The following is a 15289-nucleotide window of genomic DNA, read 5'->3' as shown; positions in this document are numbered from 1 at the left end:
CCTCTCACAACTTGCGCCTTTACCAGATGAACTTCGCGCCATCAGGCAGTTCGCAAATGAATTCGCCCTGGTTCACGAGTTCGGTCGTCCCGACGACAAGCTTGGACGCCCGCACCGTGAGCTTGCCTTCGCGGCTGAGGCTATGGCGAATGTATTCGGTCACGGCGTGACCGGAGCTGTCCACCGTTTGGTGCGCATTAGCAAAGCTGATACCGTTCTGGGCGGTCACCCTGAAGGCATTGATGACCAGACCGGCCTGCGTCGCCGGCCCGGGCTTGCCACCGTCGGCGGTGGTGCAGTGATTCATGTCCAGTATAAGCTTCACATTCTTGCCGGTCTGCAGGGCATTGAGCACTTCGGCGTATTTCGGCGAGGGCTCATCGGCCTTGGCCATCGGGCTCATGCTTGGCGCCGAAAGCAAGGACAATAGGATCGACAGGCCTTTGCCAGTAAACTTCATATGTTGATCTCCCTCGAATAAGAACCACAGATCGCACAAGCGCAACCTTGCAAACCGTCGTGCTCGCTTTGTTTGGCGGATTCCAGACATCAAGCGCGGTCGCGCTTGCGACAAAGACAGCCTGTCGCGACCAGGCGCAAGTGGTCGTGACGTCTATTCCAACGTCACAACCTCGTAGGTCAGGTTTGCTAAAATAGCCTCCCCTCGTGGGAAGACGCTGAACGATTTGATCGGGAGGTGGCCACCTGGAAACCACGGACCGCAACGGTCGAGCCAATCCAACGGAGCCCGATATTATGCGGCTCTCACATATGCGTAAGCGCGGGATTTCCGGAGAACACTTCGACCAGCCTGCATCTTGCGAGCTTGTTCACGTTGATATCTGGGATCGCCCCTCTGCCACCGAAACAATAGGTCCGGAATGGGGTTGGCGCCGAACCTGATGCGGCGGCGTAAACAAGTCTTGCTCAGTCAAAGCACCTGATCTCGGCCTGGCAAGAAGGCCAGATGGCGCAAAGCAGCGTCACCGACTTTTGAACTACCGCTTTGCGCGGCATTCGTCCGGCTGACCATCTACCGCACTGAACCGAATCCATCCGTCACCCCTGAAGCGGGTACGGGCTTCTTTCCTGGTCCGTCAACCCCTCGAAAGCTGTACCTGCAAGAATGTGCACGAACCACCCGCACGAGCGCAGGCCACACGAACCAAGCTCGAGCAGCCTGCGCATCAAGCTACCAGCAAACGGCTGAAGCGATGCCGCATCCTAAGAGCGGGTCCGACGTCTGGGGCCCGCACGAACCGCTCCTCCAAGTCCTTCTTTGGCGTTGCTCGTTCGGGCGCATCGGGCATCCCGGCATAGACCCGATCGCCGCGGCCACATTCGAAACCCGGCTCGGTGACGTGATGCGTTGAAAGCCTAGCTTCTGCTCATGGCTGTCTCGGCATTGTACTGGACGCGCGTTCGACGAGAAAAGCCCGTCAGACCCGATCGCACCGCCAAGCGGCAGTAAAAGCCGCATCCGTCATTGCAAGCGGTACACCGCGCTACGGTCTATCCGTGGCCTGAATGCGCTCCACCAAAACAATCGATTTTGTCGATCTTGCCTGAAGGCTCCATAGTCGGGGCCGAGCTTGGGGGCAGCGTCCACGCTTGTTGATTGTCACGTGAGAGGCGATCGGCAATCGCACTCCCGACGTCCAGGCTTGCCCTTAGAGCGTAGCAAGAACGACTGACTCTTCACACCATCGGCTGCGGCTCAAGCTGCACCTCCCAGGATTTGGACAGACGAAATGCTGACGAGTTGAAAGCGAGACCGAACGCGATCGGCAGGTCGATGGCCGTGTCCAGTCTGTGTCGTCGTCCCTTCAAGATTGCCCGCACGTTTGAGGGCACTCCTGTGACCAAGCGTTAAAGGCACTTGAATCCCACCTAACGTCAGATTGTAGGATTTCCGACAACATCGCGACATAGATCCCCGCTCGCGCGAACACTTCCTGACAGGTAACGAGAATTGCGAACGTCTCTAAATCTTAACACCGCCCCGCCTCGTCCCGTCACGTGGGTCGATCACTCCTCTCGAAGGCGTGTTCTCAACACTGCCTATGTTCAGGACGGAGGAACCATCGCCGCCCCTGTCGAAACCGGAGCAGGATGTAGCCGTCGAGTTGAAAGCGGGCTCTGTTTACCTCGCCCTGTCCGTGCGCAGCTCAACTCAAAGTTCGAGCTTCGATCATTCGGCCGTCGTTCATCTCAAGTGATAAGGTGCAACTGGCGCAACGACCTCAACCAGCGGCGTCATGGCCGCGGCGTGCGGTCCTATCTGGCCTTCGTTCGCTGCTTTCGATGGGGTGCAGCGTCCGGGTCGTCGGACGCGGACGAACGCCGGCATCGTTGGCGTCCTGCATGTCCATCACCGGCTGGCGAAAGGTTTTCTCCCTAGCCGCGAGGCGCATCGATCATTTCGTCGCAGCGTCGCGGCCTCTGGAGGCATCGGCCAGATGCGGGCGTGAACTGTCTTCACGCGGAAACACTTGCTTTGTCATGACCTGGCGACGCCACAGGCTCCATAGCATGGCAATGCTGACCGCAGGACTGAAGTAAGGTGGAGGGGTCCCAAATGTCGATTTCGCTAGACTATTCAGCCACAAATCCAGCCGCTCTCCCCTGCGCTTGGGCTTCGATTGCGCGGCCTTGCGCTATTGATACCGAACGCGGCGGCTCAGTGCGTGAGGACATGGCTGCGATCGGCGCCCAGATGCGTCAGCCTGCTGCTACTGCTTTCGGCCTCGTCAATGATCTCGAGGTTCTTCCTGGCACAGAGGGTGTGTTGAGCATCGCCGACAACAATATGCAGTCCCCGGCAGGCCGTAGCATCTTTCCATCCGGTGACAAGGGAATCATCGGGAGTGATCACGCGCGACCATGCTCTGCTTCGTCGCTCTCGGGCTTTGATGTTCACGTCAGAGCGGGCGTCTCTGAGTTTCGTCGAACCTTCTGGTCAACCGTGACGCGCGCAGGTCTTGGCGCGGATGGATGGGAGGCGATGAATTGCGAATTCTCCTGATTGATCATCATGCGGGCTTTGCCCGCGCGGTGAAGGAAGCGCTCCTAAATTGCGGTTTCGCCGTTGACGTGACACGCACCCTGGATGAGGCGGCGGCCGCGCTGGATTGCGCCAGCTACCACATTCTCTTGCTCGACTCGGTTTTGCCGGATGGAGACGGCTTGGATTGGCTGAAGCAAATGCGGCGCGAGGGGCGTTCAATGCCTGCCATGATGATGAGCAGTTTCAACGATCTCAGTCGGCGGATTGCGATTTTTAATGCGGGCGCGGATGATTTCCTGGCCAAGCCCGTCTCTATCGACGAACTCATTGCTCGCATGCGAGCCATTTTGCGACGGTCAACGCAAATGACGGCGCCGGTCGTGACGTTCGGCAATCTGCATTTCGACCCGATCGGGAGGCAAGTCTCGGTCGGCGGTCGAATACTGAGAATTGCGCGCCGGGAAGTGTGCATCCTTGAACATTTACTCAGCCGCGCTGGCCGCACGGTTCCGCGCGCGTCACTGGAGGATAGCCTGTATGCGTTCGACGACGAAGTCTCGACCAATGCGCTGGAAGTGGGGATCTATCGTTTGCGCACGCATTTGAACCAGGCGGGTGCGACGCTAAGGATCAAGACCGCGCGCGGTGTCGGTTACACCCTTGAACTCATTGGCGCAGCATCGGCTGCCTAGCCGATCAAACTTGAAAGCAACAATCCCTTGAAGGTCGTAAACAATTCTGCCAGCGCTGATGAGCCGTCGATGATCGCCAGGGCGCCACGCTCTGCAGCTCTGCCTCGTCTCTGCCACACCCTCTGCGCGCTCGCTCTGCTATTTCCACTTGCTGCCGCGGCCCAGACCAAGCGGGATGGCAAAGGAGAGTCGCCGCGCGCGGCGCCTGGCAGCACCACCGCCGCGCTGAACCTTACTTCCTCGCAGGGCAAGACAGTTCATCTGACCGCGCCAGCGGCAAGCATCTTTGTTGCGGATCCGACGATCGCGGATTACCAGGCACCGTCGAACACGACGATCTTCGTGTTTGGCAAAAAATCCGGACGGACCAGCCTGTTCGCCCTGAACGAGAACGGAGAGGCTCTCGCCGAGCTGCGTGTTGTCGTCACGCAGCCGATAGAGGATCTGCGTGCCACGCTGAAAGCCGAGGTCGGCGACTATCCGATCCAGGTCAGCTACACTCCGCGCGGGGCGATCCTTAGCGGGACGGCGCCCAATGCCGATGTCGTCGAGACCGCCAAGAAAGTCACGGAGCAGTTTCTCGGCGCGGGTGCGCTGGTCGTCAACAAGATCCAGGTTGCCGGCTCATTGCAGGTGAATCTCAGCGTGCGGGTGGCAGAAGTCTCGCGCAGCGCCGCCAAGGAGCTCAATATCAACTTCTCCGCCTCGGGCCCAAACGGCGCCTCCATTGTCACCGGCAAAGGTGCTGGTTCCGGCGCGGCAGGCGGCGGTGGCACGATCGGTATCGGGTTTAGCGCCGGGAATATCAACCTGAGCGCTGTTCTCGACGCTCTCGCCAGCGAACACCTCGCCTCGATCCTGGCTGAGCCGAATTTGACGGCGATGTCCGGCGAGTCCGCGAGCTTCCTGGCCGGCGGCGAATTTCCCATTCCTGTTATGCAGGACAATCGGCAGGTTTCGGTGCAATTCCGGCAGTTCGGAGTGAGCCTCGAGTTCGTCCCGACGGTTCTCAACAACAATCAGATCAACGTCCGCGTGAAGCCCGAAGTCAGCGAACTGTCGACAGAAGGCGAAGTCAAGATCAACGGCATGGCGGTCCCTGCCCTTTCGACGCGGCGGGCCAGCACCGTTGTCGAGCTCGCCAGTGGTCAGAGCTTTGCAATCGGCGGGCTCATCAGGCGCAACTTCAACACTGACATCAGCGAGTTTCCTTGGCTCGGCGACGTGCCGATCCTCGGTACGCTGTTTCGCTCCTCATCGTTTCAAAAGCGCGAAACCGAGCTGGTCATTATTGTCACGCCTTACATCGTACGGCCGGGATCGAACCCGACCCGAATGAGTGTGCCGAGCGACCGCATCGCTCCGCCCTCAGACGCGGGGCGCATTTTGACGAACACGCTGGCACGGCCGCCCCGAGACCGCGATGCGCCCCGTACGAGCGTACCAGGATTGACGGGCAGTGCCGGCTTTATCATCGAATGAGGATCGTCAAATGACCTTGCGACATTTATGCCACTTGATCGTTATTGCGGCAGCATTAGGGGGATGCGCAAATAGTGCCTCGATCCATTCCGGGCCGCCTGAACAACAGATCCAGGTGGACCGGAAGAACAGTGTCTTGTTCCTACACAGCCTTCGTGGCTCCGAAAGGCCTCGGCTGCGGAGCTTCATTGCGAGTGCGAGTGGCGGCCGACGGGATGCGCTTCATGTGGATGTCACCGGCTCACCCCGGCTCATTGCACAGGTGGCCCACGAGGCCCGCGCCATGGGCGTTGCCCCCTACAACATCCGCCTGTCCGCCTCCCCCCTCGATCCGCCCCTTCGTTTCGGGGTGAGGATCGAGGCGATCACCTATGAAGCCCATCCTCCTGTCTGTCCGTCGCTTTCCATCGTCGGGCCCGCAGTAAACGAGAATTCGTTCGAAACGACGCTTGGCTGCTCGACCAGAAGCAATCTGGCAGTCATGGTCAACGATCCGCTCGACTTGCTGGACAATCGATCTGTCATGACAAGTAACGGCGATCGTGCCGCCATTCCGATTGCCAGCTACGGAACCTTTGCCCCTCGCAACAAGAGCAACGGAGACGATGGAGCGAGCAACAGGGCAGCGCCGGAAGCCCCAGCGGGGGCAACGAGGGACGTACAGCCGCCTCGATAATGGGCGTTCGCAATCGCGGCGCCACGGGCCAACATGATCTAGACCAGCCCGGCGGCATGGAGCGCTTTCGCAACCGACTCGAAGTACTGCGAAGGAACCGGATTGCCGAGCCTTGCTTTGCCCAGGAGCTGGCGCGCCAGAACCTCGTCATCCACAATACTGATGTGGAGCGCGCGCGCCTCATGCAGGAGCCGTGAAGCAGCGTCGCCTTCGCCACGGCAGACCAAGACCGGCACGCCGGTTTCGCCGCGAACATATCGCAACCCAATCAAAGTTGCCGGTCCCCTCAGTATCAATGTGGCGCGATCAACGCCCAGCGGAGCCTCGTTCGCGGACTCCTGCCGCAGACGACGGTGTTCGCGCTTCACCTGCGGGCTGCCTTGCTGTTCCTTGTTCTCACGCTTGGCCTCGGTTTCCGTCATGCGCATGTCCTGCATAAACAGCCAGCGCTGGATCAGAAGGTCAGCCAATCCGCCGACCAGAAATGCCCCAGCGGCAATCCCGGTCAGCAGTTTGACCTCGGTGAAGACCACTCCGAGACAGCCCATGCCGCAGACCGGCAGGTACACCAGCGCTTTCCAGCTCGCGGTAACGGTGAGGTAAAAACACGCCCCGAGGAGCACCACCTTGACCAGCGTCTTGCCAAGCTCGATAAACGAACGTTTCGATGCGATCCGCTTCAAGCCTTTGATGGGATCCAGTTTCTCAAGCTTCGGTTTGAGCGGCTCCAGAGCAAACATGAAGCCGCCATTGGCCAGAACGTTGGCCAGAAGGGCGGCTGCCACGGCACAGGCAAGCAATGGCCCGACCGATGCAATCGAAAGTTCCAGCAAGCCGTTGAGCGCTTGCGAAACGGCGCTCTTGAAGGATTGCTCCTGCAGTTTGTCGATCAGTCGGATCGTTTCCTGCCATTTGTCTTCGATCGCCCCCGCTCTCCACCACAGACAGCCGAAACCGGCGCATGCACTGACCCCGCTCACCAAATCGGAGCTGCGCGCACTCTGTCCCTTCTTGCGTGCATCGCGCAACTTCTTGGGAGTCGGAGGAAGCTTTTTCTCCTCGCTCGTGCCGCTCATTTCAAGAGCTTCTTCAGATACTCGAGCACATTGTTCGACGTGAGGATTTCGGTTCCCGCGTATTCAAGGAGATAGACGGTGTAGCTGACCATGATGAGCCCGAAGGCGACATTCTTGATCGTCGGGGAGAGATCGTTCAGCTTGAGCTGCGATGCAAAGCGGCCGAGCATCATGATCGATACGTCGACCAGCAGCAGCAGGGCCAGCACGGGCCCGGCGACCAGCAGGGTCGTCTCCATGATATGATCGAGAAGGGTCAGACATTCCATTGCGCCTTGCGCCGTCACCGCAGGCAGGAACTGATACACGGGCCAGATCAGGTAGCTGCCATAAAGGCTTCTCAGCGTGGTCTGGAGGCCGCCGGCCAGAACGAAGATCGTGACAGCAGTAATGCCAAGAAAAAGTCCGGTTCCGGACGCTTGGCTGTGCGTTGCTGGATCCTCCGCCGCGACCTGGCTCGAAATTCCTCGCTGGGTGTCGATAATGTCGCCGACCGCCTGGACACTCCATAGGGGGATACTGAGCAGGATGCCGAGCAGAAGACCGACGAACACCTCCTTTAGACCGAGCATGGTGACGCTAACCAGACGCGTGTTCGGATCCAGCGCCTGGAGGCCGAGCTTGATCTGCGCCAGACACGGCAGGCCGATCACAATCGTCAGGCTGCCCCGGATCAGGCCGCTGATACGCGGCCGGGTAAAGACGGGAAGCACCAGCATGATGCCTAAGGCGCGGGCCGCACTCAGACCGGTTGCGGCGACGAGTTCGATCGCGCTCTTGACGAGAGCTTGCGCATCTGCGGGGGACAGGCCGGCCATCTAAGCTCTGCTAGTATCTCGCCGTGAGTGCGGGAAACTCGCTGAAGATGCGCTCGGCCTGTTCGATGAGCGGGGCACTAAGCACCGGAGAAAACACAGCGAGCACGGCGACGACGACCAGCAGCTTCACCGTCAGGGGCAAGGTTTGATCCTGCAGCTGGGTTGCCGCCTGGATGAGGCCGATGATCAATCCGGAGACCAGAGCTGCGACGAGCGGTGGCAGAACCCAGATCATGAAAAGGACGAGCGATTGGCTCAGGTGCGTGAGGATGCTGGCTTCGTTCATCGTCAACCTCCCGGTGTCGTGTAGCTCAATACTAGCCCGTGCATGAGACGTGACCAGCCGTCGATGGTGACGAACAGAAAGAGCTTGAAAGGGACGGATATTACCGTTGGGGACACCATCGACATGCCCATGGCCATCAAAATCGTCGTTACGATCAGGTCGATGGTGATAAAGGGAAGATAGAGAAGAAAGCCGATTTCGAAGCCACGCTTGAGTTCAGAGATCAGGAAAGACGGCACAAGAATCACGAAATCATCAGCCGTAGCGCTGCCGCGCATCTCCTCCGACCAGATGTGTTCTGTCGAGGACAGGAAAAACCGGCGCTGCTCTTCATTGGTGAACTTCTTCAGATGGGCGCGCAGCGGCTCCTGCCCCTCCTTGGCGGCGCTCAGCCAGTCATCGAAGGTTTGGTAGCGAAGTTGAGGATCGGTCAGGCGGTTGTAGGTCTGCTCAAAGACCGGAGCGCTGATGAAGACGGTCAGGATTAGTGCCGCGCCATACAGGACGATGTTCGGCGGTATCGATTGGGTGCCGAGTGCGTTGCGCACCAGGAACAGAACAACGGAGACCTTTATGAAGGCGGTGGTCGTGACGACGGCGAATGCCAGTAGGCCGAGGCCGATCGTCACCGCCAGGAGCGCGAGGATGCTGGGTTGAATCTCAGTCATTGACCGCCAACCTGCCGCGTAACCTGACGGCCAGTTCCTCGCCAATCCGCACGATGTCGCCGCAGCCGATACGTTTGCCGTTGGCAAGGATATCCACCGGACCGTCGAGCGGCCTGCCAAGTTCGAACACATGGCCTTCGTTGATGCTTCGCAAGATTCCCAGCGGCATCGGCCAGCGGCCGCATTCGAATACAAGCGTGATCTCGAGACTGTCGATGTCGGCCTCAGAGGGGAGCTGCTGCGCTTCGGATTGTGTCGCCATATGTCCACTTTTCAGAGGGTGGGATTGCAAACGGAATGGCCCGCGCAGGATCAGCCTGTCGCTGGCAATCTCTGCGGGGGCCCACAATCGGTCCGCGGTCAGGATTACCTGGCCGCGAGCAAAGGGAATTGCATCCGGCAGCAGCGCGTCACCTTGCTGGGCTCGACGAACAAGACCTATTGCGATGCGCAGCGATCCAATCTGGCCTGCAATGATGACAGGGAGTTCAGGACGAAGCTTGGGCGCCTGTCGCGGCAATCGGCCAAGCTGCTCGCCGAGGGCGCTGAACGCCGGCGGAACCGGACCGTCAAAAGACGAGAATAGAAGCAGGCGAGCCTTGCAGGTGAGCGGACCATAGGCGACGTCGAATTCAAGATATGGACCTGACCTCGCCGCTTCGTCGGTGCGGACAAGCCGCAAATGCCGTTGCGTCAACCTCTCCAGTGGAGCGAGCAACGGTTCAAGCGCAAGTTCGAGGATCAGCGAACGACTTGGCTCGGAAGGTAAGGTCAAACCGTTCTGCACGGTCGCAATCAGTGCTTCTGCCAGCGGACCGGGCAAGGACAAGACGACCGTTTCGCCGCCGGCGTCAAAGACACAGTCGAGCATCGATGTCGCAACCGGCTCCTCCTGCCAGACCAGCCGGTTCATACGCAGCGATAGCGCTCTATCGCCGAGACGGCTGTTGAGAGGGACGCGGAAAGCCGCGATCTGATTGAGCCATGAGACCACAGCATGAGAGAGGGTCAGCGCCGGCCTGAATGGCACGGATTCAGCCGGCAATCGTGTCGCAGGCGTCGCTTTTACATCACCGCACCCTCGCGCTGGCGTAGGAGAAAAGGCCATCAGGTCGACTGGCCTCCCACTTGCACGGCCAAGCCTCTCCGGTACCGAAGCAAGACCTCATCATCGGCTTCGATTTCGGCGGCGATTTCACAATGAGCGTTGGTGATGCGCTGAACGTCGCGCTCAATCTCTTGCCATTTGTGGCTCGCCGCCGAACGTTTGGCCCAGAGGGTCCGCGCCTCAAGAACCGCAGCCTCGGCATGGTCTTGAGCGGAACGTGCCTCATCGAGCGTTCGCTGCGCCGCTGCGATCGCCTCTGTGAGTCGCCCCATGATGAGATGGTACCGGCGCTCGAGTTCGGTGACCGATATCGCATCGGCAGATAACATTTCCCGATAAAGCTCGGCTTCGACGCTTGCGCGGCATCGTTCGGCATTTGCACAATGCTCGGAAGCTTGTTCGACGGCTTGAACCGCGATGCGGCGCTTGGTTTCCATGTTGGACAGCTCACGAAGGGCGCTCCGCTCCCTCATGTCCTTGACAAGCCGCAATTTCGACGCATGAACGGGATTCAGGCGATCAGACGCGACATCCATGCGACCGTCTCCTCAAAACTGCATGCCTCGTCCTGCCCCTGGCGCAAAAATGCCCGCAACTCCTCGATCGAGTCGATTGCCCGGTCCGTCAACAGATCAGAGCCTTGCTTATATTCGCCGACCTTGATCAAAAACTCGGCCTCAGCGTAGCGCGAGAGCAGATCACGGAAGAAGGATGCCGCCTTGCGATGCGGCACAGACACGATTGCATCCATGACGCGGCTTCGGCTCGACAGCACATCGATAGCCGGAAAATGCTCTCGCGAGGCGAGCGCGCGAGAGAGAATGATATGGCCGTCAAGAATGCCGCGTGATTCTTCTGCGATTGGATCGCCCGTGCCGTCGCCTTCGACAAGCACGGTATAGAATGCCGTGATTGAGCCATGCTCGCCCATGCCAGCACGCTCCAACAGGCCCGGCAACAGCGCAAAGACGGAAGGCGGAAAGCCGCGCCGGGTCGGAGGTTCTCCTGCGGCGAGGCCGATCTCACGCATGGCGCGGCTAAAGCGCGTCAATGAATCCATCATCAGAACGACGCGCAGTCCTTGATCACGAAAATATTCGGCGAGCGCCGTCGCCATATGGGCGCATTGCGCTCGCTCCATCGCCGAACGGTCAGAGGTTTCAACGACGACAACCGAACGGCGCAGCGCCTCGCCAAGATGACGTTCGATGAATTCACGCACCTCTCGGCCTCGTTCGCCGATCAGCGCGACGATAGTGACATCGGCGGCCGCACCTTTGACGATCTGCGCCATCAGCGTCGACTTGCCACAACCAGCGTCACCATAGATTCCGATTCGCTGGCCTTCCCCACATGTTAGAAGCCCATCCAGGACACGAACGCCGAGCGGAAAAGGCAGTTCGATGCCGCGTCGTTTCATGGGGTTGGGAGCCTTGCCGCGCAGCGGCCGAGCTTCACCAGCTTTTATTGGGCCCCTACCATCGAGTGGACGGCCGAAACTGTCGATCACGCGGCCGAGCAAATCGGGGCCGACTGGCACTTCCTGCATTCGCCCGGTCGTGACCACTTCCGCACGGTTGGACAAGCCGACCATGTCACCGATCGGCGTGAGCAACACCCCGTCCGGCAATAGACCGATCACTTCGGCCTCGAGCGACCATCCGCTGCGGGGATCTTGCAAGAGGCACAGTTCCCCGACACGGGCCTCCGGCAAGACGGCATGCAGCAGCGTGCCGATCGCCCGCGTGATCCGACCGCGGACGGCGCGCGTGTCAATTTGCTTTGCGGAAGATCTTAAGGATGAGAGTGCAGCGTGGACAGCTCCTTCCCCTGCCGCAGCATCATGGATTGGTCGTTGCGTGGTCACGGCTCACCTTCCTGCGAAGACAAACCAAGGCCGAGACGAAGCGCGCGAAGCTGCGCGGCAAGTCCAAGGTCGACATTGCCAAACTCGCTCCACAAAACGCACTGGTCCACCGTCAGCGCAGGATCCGGCTCAATCCTGACCTTGGGCCGACCGTCCCGTCCGTCGTAGGCCGCGAACTGACTGGCCAGCAGATCGGCTTTCAGGGGGGATACGTGAAGGCAAACCTCCGTGTTGCTATACTTTTTCTCGATGGCATGACGAACACCCCGTACGAGCATCTCGCCGGGATCAAAGGCGCCCAGTAAATCGCTCACGATCTCAATAATCAGTTGCGGCAATTCCTGCTCCAGAACCGCCTTTCGCTGTGCTAGTTCACCAGCAGCCTGCGCAATCAGCTGCGCCATTTCCTCCGCGCCCGTCTTTACGCCCTCGGCATGGCCACGCGTCCGTTCTCGCTCGTAAGCTTTGCGCCCCCAGCTACGAACGCGTTGCAGATGGCGCTCGGCAGCGGCCCGCGCGCATACGGCATCATGCCAGATCTTGAGCTCTGCTGCCGGAATCAGGGGCCCGAGCGGGCGAATCTGCGGGGCCACAGGCAATGCTGAGACATCGGCGGTCATCCCCTGGCAACCTCCGTCCCCAAATGGGCGATGACTAAGGAAAGCAGTGGGCCTGCGGCACTACGGTATTCGGCCGCCGGATCGTCTGCGGCGGTCCCAACGGGCAAGCGTAGAAGCACGCGGGTACGCTCAAGCGCTGGAACCCTATCGAGCCAAGCGCCGAGACACCCAAGTCCATCGTGTTCAATCTGTCGCGACAGTTCCTCCGGATCGGCAATCGGCGTCGTTGCGACCGCATCGGATAGATGTCGGATCCCGAAAGCATGCGCTTCAGCACCGATCATTTCGACCAAGATCGATAAATCGCGCCTTGAAACCAGCTTCAGGACCGAACGTGCATGCCAGATACTGCCCGCGAGCAGGGCCATCCGGCTCGGATCATGCCCGAGCAGAAGGTCATCATTCCAGCCAGCTCCGCTCACATCCACGTCGTTGCCAAGCAGCAGCTCGGCCAGCCTTGGCTGCAGTCTGGAGCTCTGCTGCAGCCGTAGCCTTGTCGGAGGCGACAGCAGGGGATCGAGGCGCGCAGCGAAGCGACTCGGATGGATCGAGGCAGCAAGCTCGCGCAGCCGATCGGAAGGCAGCGTGAACGAACGGCTGGGCTCGGTGGATGACACGTCGACATGCGTGTCCTGGCTATGTCGCATCGGAAATCGTCTTTTTGCCGGCAGCATGGACAGCCGGCGCGCTCGAACGTCCGCCAAACATGGCCAGTTTGCGCAATGATTGCCCGAACTGACGAATACGTGCACCCACCAAGACGTAAGATACGATGCCGAATGCGACGCCAGCGCCCCCCACCTCGAGCGCAAACAACGGCGTTGAAGCTGACTTGGCTGGTTGAGCTGAACTCGCTGCCCGCGCCTGCTCAAGCGGAGCACGCTCAACCGGCACAAAGACGACCGCCACCTTGTCGTAGGACAGTCCTTCGATGCTGTTGGCGACGAGCATCTTGATCTGCGGTAACAGCGCCGCGAGCTTCGCGTTGGCGCTGTGTCGAATGAAGATCGATGCCGAGGACGGGGTCGCATCTTGCCGCAACAGATCATTCTTCGGCAGAACAACGTGTACACGCGCCGAAAGGACGCCATCGATATCACTAATCGTGCGCGACAATTCTTCGCTTAGCGCATAAACGTAACGGGCGCGCTCCTCGATCGGTGAGGCTACCAGGCCCGACCCCTTGAACACCTCGCCAAGATTCTTGAAAGTCTGACGTGGCAGCCCCTCGACATTCAGCAGGTCAATGGAATACGCGAGCTGCTTTTCCTCAACCTGGATTGTGCTGGTTCCGTCCTTGGCAACAACACGGACGGCATCCACACCCTTGCCGAGCAGAAGCGCGAGCATCTCATTAGCCTCACGCTCCTGAATCTTGGTGTAGAGATCAGCCTTGCAGCCAATCAACGGAAGAAGAAGTGGTAGGGCGAGACAAATGCGAAGCCGTCGCCACGATTGACGGCCGCCACTGTTACTTCTCGGCATCACATCAATCATCAGCCTCACTCAGCCCGCCGATAGCAGTTTGTTCAACGACGAGCTGGCAGCGCCGGCGCTCTTGGAGACGAGGGAAACCTGAATGACGTCGCTGTAGACATCCCGCAAGTTCCCCATCATCGAATCGAACTCCACCCCGACCGATTTGGCCGCCGCATGCGCGCCGACGTTGCCCACCTGCAAGACCGGCTGCGCAGCCGGTCCAAATTGCGCGCCATTCGGAGCAGGCGGCGCGCTACCGGCAGCCGGAGAAACGGAGTGGTGCCGGCACATAGTGGAAAGGACTTGAAGGACGCGATCGCCCAGCGGGCTCGCCAGCGCGTTCGCGCGCTGAATCTCCGATAACGGAGAAACGACCGCCGCTCCACCTGCGCCTGGGGAGGCCACGGCCTGATTGGAAGCCGCTTGAGCTAGGGACTGCTCAAAATGAGCCTGCTCGACAGGAGCAGCCGGCGAACAGGCACTGGAAAGACAGTCGACTGAATTGGGAGAGATCGGCGTTGCGCCTACCATCATAGAAGGGTTCATTGTGCTCGTGTAATCAGGCCAAGCGTTGTTGACCGATGAACAGATCAAGATCTGTATACTGGCGAGCTGACGAAAACCTGACGAAAATTCCGCTGATTGCGCCATCTAAAGATCACGTTTGGCTTCCAAGTTGGAATGACGATCCAGGTTTTCTTCTCAGGCGGAAGACCTGCGGGAATACTCGTCCGATCCACGATGGTGCACATCTTGAAGAGAGTTCTCTGTGTCGGGGTTTTCATTTGTCTTGGAATAGTGAGGGCGCTTGGCGCATCCCTATCCCTGCCGTCGACCCCTTATAGCTATACGGTTCTGGATCAGGACCTTTCTGCCGCGCTGCAGGAGTTCGGCAACAATCTCAATATCAAGGTCAATGTCAGCACTGAGGTAAGGGGCCGGATTAGCGGGCGAATGCCCGACCTGCCACCACGGGAGTTCCTCGAGCGTTTGACCAACCTGTACAATCTTCAATGGTATTATGACGGGCTCGTGCTTTACATATCCGCGGCCCATGAGGCGCAAAGCCGGCTCATTGTGTTGACCCCGATCAGCTTCAATGCGTTCAAGACCGCGCTCGATGCGTTCAACATCTCCGATGAGCGCTATATCGTGAAACCGGCCCCGGGAGATGGCCTCGTCCTGATTTCGGGCCCACCGCGCTTCATCGCGCTGGTGGACCAAACGCTCACGGGCCTTGTGGCGGAGGCGCAGGCGCGGCGGAATCCCGCCGCAGGCGAAAAACCGCCGCGAGATTCGGTTTTGATGTTGTTTCGCGGCTCCTCGAGCATGGTCGTTCGCGACGGACGACCGGAAAGCCATTACTCTTCCGAAGTGCCGCATCAGGACGGCATCGTGCGCGAACCTGGTGCAGGCCAGAAGTGACTCAAAGATGCGAGAAGGCCCCGAGACTCTAACCGCCGCCGGATAAAAGTTCGGTGGCAGGTCAGATCATATGGAAGGTTCTAGT

The 15289-nt window shown here is 59.7% G+C and carries 17 protein-coding genes; 5 read left to right on the top strand and 12 right to left on the bottom strand.

Going from position 1 to position 15289, the window contains the following annotated elements:
• Positions 1-19: 19 nt before the first annotated feature.
• The gene (locus ACE103_RS08405) at positions 20-460 is read right to left on the bottom strand and encodes a VirK family protein (RefSeq protein ID WP_375779046.1); all 441 of its coding nucleotides are present in this window, start codon (positions 458-460) and stop codon (positions 20-22) included.
• Between the two features lie 2235 nt (positions 461-2695).
• On the opposite strand from ACE103_RS08405, the gene ACE103_RS08400 reads away from it, so the two are divergent.
• From ACE103_RS08400 to ACE103_RS08385, 4 genes are read left to right on the top strand one after another with little or no spacing between them, the layout of a single operon-like run.
• Positions 2696-3025, top strand: a complete 330-nt coding sequence (locus tag ACE103_RS08400) for a hypothetical protein (protein ID WP_375779045.1) — start codon at positions 2696-2698, stop codon at positions 3023-3025.
• A complete protein-coding gene (locus tag ACE103_RS08395; protein WP_375779044.1) occupies positions 3010-3699 on the top strand; it encodes a response regulator in 690 nt (229 codons plus the stop codon). The genes ACE103_RS08400 and ACE103_RS08395 overlap by 16 nt, the downstream gene beginning before the upstream one ends.
• 27 nt (positions 3700-3726) lie before the next feature.
• Positions 3727-5181, top strand: a complete 1455-nt coding sequence (locus ACE103_RS08390) for a type II and III secretion system protein family protein (RefSeq protein WP_375779043.1) — start codon at positions 3727-3729, stop codon at positions 5179-5181.
• Between the two features lie 10 nt (positions 5182-5191).
• Positions 5192-5857 (top strand): CpaD family pilus assembly lipoprotein, encoded by a 666-nt coding sequence (locus ACE103_RS08385; RefSeq protein ID WP_375779042.1) that lies wholly within the window; start codon positions 5192-5194, stop codon positions 5855-5857.
• Between the two features lie 38 nt (positions 5858-5895).
• Here the strand turns inward: ACE103_RS08385 and ACE103_RS08380 are convergent, their stop codons facing one another.
• From ACE103_RS08380 to ACE103_RS08330, 11 genes are all read right to left on the bottom strand, one after another.
• Complete coding sequence (locus ACE103_RS08380) at positions 5896-6933, bottom strand: EscU/YscU/HrcU family type III secretion system export apparatus switch protein (protein ID WP_375779041.1); 1038 nt, start codon at positions 6931-6933, stop codon at positions 5896-5898.
• Positions 6930-7751, bottom strand: coding sequence for a type III secretion system export apparatus subunit SctT (gene sctT / locus ACE103_RS08375; protein WP_375779040.1), 822 nt, complete (start codon positions 7749-7751; stop codon positions 6930-6932). The genes ACE103_RS08380 and sctT overlap by 4 nt, the downstream gene beginning before the upstream one ends.
• Positions 7752-7761: 10 nt before the next feature.
• Positions 7762-8037 (bottom strand): EscS/YscS/HrcS family type III secretion system export apparatus protein, encoded by a 276-nt coding sequence (locus tag ACE103_RS08370; RefSeq protein WP_375779039.1) that lies wholly within the window; start codon positions 8035-8037, stop codon positions 7762-7764.
• A 2-nt stretch (positions 8038-8039) separates the two neighbouring features.
• On the bottom strand, positions 8040-8705 hold the full coding sequence (sctR, locus tag ACE103_RS08365) for a type III secretion system export apparatus subunit SctR (protein WP_375779038.1): 666 nt from the start codon (positions 8703-8705) through the stop codon (positions 8040-8042).
• A complete protein-coding gene (gene sctQ, locus ACE103_RS08360; protein WP_375781049.1) occupies positions 8698-9699 on the bottom strand; it encodes a type III secretion system cytoplasmic ring protein SctQ in 1002 nt (333 codons plus the stop codon). The genes sctR and sctQ overlap by 8 nt, the downstream gene beginning before the upstream one ends.
• A 113-nt stretch (positions 9700-9812) precedes the next feature.
• On the bottom strand, positions 9813-10349 hold the full coding sequence (locus ACE103_RS08355) for a hypothetical protein (RefSeq protein WP_375779037.1): 537 nt from the start codon (positions 10347-10349) through the stop codon (positions 9813-9815).
• Positions 10325-11680, bottom strand: a complete 1356-nt coding sequence (sctN, locus tag ACE103_RS08350) for a type III secretion system ATPase SctN (RefSeq protein ID WP_375779036.1) — start codon at positions 11678-11680, stop codon at positions 10325-10327. Before sctN ends, ACE103_RS08355 begins: the two co-directional genes overlap by 25 nt.
• Entirely contained in the window at positions 11677-12300 is a 624-nt protein-coding gene (gene sctL / locus ACE103_RS08345; protein WP_375779035.1) for a type III secretion system stator protein SctL, read from the bottom strand. The genes sctN and sctL overlap by 4 nt, the downstream gene beginning before the upstream one ends.
• On the bottom strand, positions 12297-12947 hold the full coding sequence (locus ACE103_RS08340; RefSeq protein WP_375779034.1) for a nodulation protein NolU: 651 nt from the start codon (positions 12945-12947) through the stop codon (positions 12297-12299). Before ACE103_RS08340 ends, sctL begins: the two co-directional genes overlap by 4 nt.
• Positions 12937-13797 (bottom strand): type III secretion system inner membrane ring lipoprotein SctJ, encoded by an 861-nt coding sequence (gene sctJ / locus ACE103_RS08335; RefSeq protein WP_375779033.1) that lies wholly within the window; start codon positions 13795-13797, stop codon positions 12937-12939. The genes ACE103_RS08340 and sctJ overlap by 11 nt, the downstream gene beginning before the upstream one ends.
• A gap of 9 nt (positions 13798-13806) precedes the next feature.
• A complete protein-coding gene (locus ACE103_RS08330; RefSeq protein WP_375779032.1) occupies positions 13807-14430 on the bottom strand; it encodes a nodulation protein NolB in 624 nt (207 codons plus the stop codon).
• Positions 14431-14520: 90 nt separating this feature from the next.
• On the opposite strand from ACE103_RS08330, the gene ACE103_RS08325 reads away from it, so the two are divergent.
• A complete protein-coding gene (locus tag ACE103_RS08325) occupies positions 14521-15204 on the top strand; it encodes a secretin N-terminal domain-containing protein (protein ID WP_375781048.1) in 684 nt (227 codons plus the stop codon).
• Positions 15205-15289 lie beyond the last annotated feature (85 nt).

This window comes from Bradyrhizobium sp. ma5, from assembly GCF_042258955.1.
In the GTDB taxonomy this organism is placed as follows: domain Bacteria; phylum Pseudomonadota; class Alphaproteobacteria; order Rhizobiales; family Xanthobacteraceae; genus Bradyrhizobium.
The sequence above is the reverse complement of the archived record's forward strand: the minus strand, read 5'-3'. Positions and strand labels throughout refer to the sequence as shown.

Coding starts and splice junctions, on each gene's coding strand:
- ACE103_RS08385 (WP_375779042.1), top strand. CDS start 5,192: ATGACCTTGCGACATTTATGCCACTTGATCGTTATTGCGGCAGCATTA.
- sctR (WP_375779038.1), bottom strand. CDS start 8,705: ATGACTGAGATTCAACCCAGCATCCTCGCGCTCCTGGCGGTGACGATC.
- ACE103_RS08400 (WP_375779045.1), top strand. CDS start 2,696: ATGGCTGCGATCGGCGCCCAGATGCGTCAGCCTGCTGCTACTGCTTTC.
- sctJ (WP_375779033.1), bottom strand. CDS start 13,797: ATGATTGATGTGATGCCGAGAAGTAACAGTGGCGGCCGTCAATCGTGG.
- ACE103_RS08340 (WP_375779034.1), bottom strand. CDS start 12,947: ATGCGACATAGCCAGGACACGCATGTCGACGTGTCATCCACCGAGCCC.
- sctL (WP_375779035.1), bottom strand. CDS start 12,300: ATGACCGCCGATGTCTCAGCATTGCCTGTGGCCCCGCAGATTCGCCCG.
- ACE103_RS08405 (WP_375779046.1), bottom strand. CDS start 460: ATGAAGTTTACTGGCAAAGGCCTGTCGATCCTATTGTCCTTGCTTTCG.
- ACE103_RS08370 (WP_375779039.1), bottom strand. CDS start 8,037: ATGAACGAAGCCAGCATCCTCACGCACCTGAGCCAATCGCTCGTCCTT.
- sctT (WP_375779040.1), bottom strand. CDS start 7,751: ATGGCCGGCCTGTCCCCCGCAGATGCGCAAGCTCTCGTCAAGAGCGCG.
- ACE103_RS08380 (WP_375779041.1), bottom strand. CDS start 6,933: ATGAGCGGCACGAGCGAGGAGAAAAAGCTTCCTCCGACTCCCAAGAAG.
- ACE103_RS08355 (WP_375779037.1), bottom strand. CDS start 10,349: ATGGATGTCGCGTCTGATCGCCTGAATCCCGTTCATGCGTCGAAATTG.
- ACE103_RS08330 (WP_375779032.1), bottom strand. CDS start 14,430: ATGGCGCAATCAGCGGAATTTTCGTCAGGTTTTCGTCAGCTCGCCAGT.
- ACE103_RS08325 (WP_375781048.1), top strand. CDS start 14,521: ATGGTGCACATCTTGAAGAGAGTTCTCTGTGTCGGGGTTTTCATTTGT.